2 protein-coding genes and 1 pseudogene are annotated in these 1,379 nt (G+C 70.4%); all 3 read left to right on the plus strand.

From position 1 onward, the window contains the following. Nucleotides 1-308 precede the first annotated feature (308 nt). A complete protein-coding gene (locus NI18_RS20225; RefSeq protein WP_031441379.1) occupies nt 309-587 on the plus strand; it encodes an acyl carrier protein in 279 nt (92 codons plus the stop codon). 11 nt (nt 588-598) lie between these two features. Beyond that, on the plus strand, nt 599-1,261 hold the full coding sequence (locus NI18_RS20230; protein ID WP_037532900.1) for a hypothetical protein: 663 nt from the start codon (nt 599-601) through the stop codon (nt 1,259-1,261). Further along, nucleotides 1,249-1,379 (plus strand): annotated as a pseudogene (locus NI18_RS24790) (hydrolase 1, exosortase A system-associated); the annotation flags it as partial. The gene NI18_RS20230 and the pseudogene NI18_RS24790, both read left to right, overlap by 13 nt.

Raw genomic sequence — 1,379 nt, forward strand, 5'->3', positions numbered from 1 at the left:
GCGCCGCCGCGAGCGGCATCACGCAGGCGACCCGCGTCTTGGGCAGCCAGGTCGCGACGCGCGCGCCCTCTGCAAGACCCTGCCCCGCCAGCCAGCCGGCGAGCGTGCCGACCGCGGTTTCGAGGTCGCGGAACGTCATCGTCCTGCGCGGTCGATCAGCGCAACGTCGTCGGCTGCGCCGTGCGACGTAAGGTGATCGATCGGAAACGGGACGGGGTCGGGCGAGGTCATGGGTCCTCCATAGCGCCAAGCCGTTGCCGAATTCACCCCCACAGGCTAGCGGGGCCCGGTTCGCAACGGTTCAGGCGATGCTCGTGATCTTCGAAGGTACTTCCCAGGTTGAAACGACGGTCCGCGCCGTCCTTGCCGACATCCTTGGCCTCAGCGCCGAGCGAGTCGCGGCATTCACCGACGACACGCCGTTGTTCGGCGCGCTCCCCGAACTCGATTCGATGGCGGTGGCGAGCGTGCTGACCGAGCTCGAGGACCGGCTCGGCATCCTGATCGAGGATGACGAGATCGACGGCGAGATGCTCGAGACGTTCGGCGCGCTCGTCCAGTTTGCGGCGCGGAAGGCGCTGGTCTAGCCTCGGCCGGGATGACCGGCCCCCGCTTCGATCACTATGACTGGGCCGGCGGGCGCGAGGCGATGCTGCGCTTCGGCCCCGATGCCGGACCGCTGGTCGTTGCGGTACTGCCGCTGTTCGAGGAGGCGAACCGCACGCGCGCGTTCCTCGTCGCGATGCTGCGCGCGCTGGCCGGGCGCGGGATCGGCAGCATCCTGCCTGATCTGCCCGGTACCGGCGAGAGTGTGGTCGAGACGCGCGACCTGCGGTTGCCCGACCTGCGCCAGGCCTTTGCTGCGCTTGTCGGGACGCTCGACGTGCCGGTTTACGCGGTCACGATTCGGAGTGGTGCGCTCGTCGATTGCGACGCCAGTCTTGCCGGGCGATGGCGGCTCGCGCCGCAGGCGGGCGATGATCTGTTGCGCGACCTGAACCGGATCCGTGCCGCGTCGACGATGCCCGACGCGGAGGGTTACGCGGGCAACAGCCTGTCCGAGGCGCTGCTCGCGGATCTGCAGGACGCGGTGCCATATGCCGCGTCGCGAACGGTGCGACTCGAGAGCGATCCGCGTCCGGCGGATGCGCGCTATGCCGGGGCGCCGCTGTGGCGGCGGTCGGAACCGGGCAGCGATGCGGCATTCGCGCAGGCGCTCGCCGCCGATGTGGCCGGGTGGATCGCGACATGCGGCGATTGATCGCAGTGCCCTGCGAGGGCGAGACGCTGGTCGCGACGCTCGACGACGCGGCGGGCGCGACGGGGGTGCTGATCGTGTCGGGCGGCAACGAGATCCGCAGCGGCGCGCACCGCGGCAT

Source organism: Sphingomonas sp. Ant20 (genome assembly GCF_000783375.1).
GTDB classification, from domain to species: Bacteria; Pseudomonadota; Alphaproteobacteria; order Sphingomonadales; family Sphingomonadaceae; genus Sphingomonas; species Sphingomonas aerolata.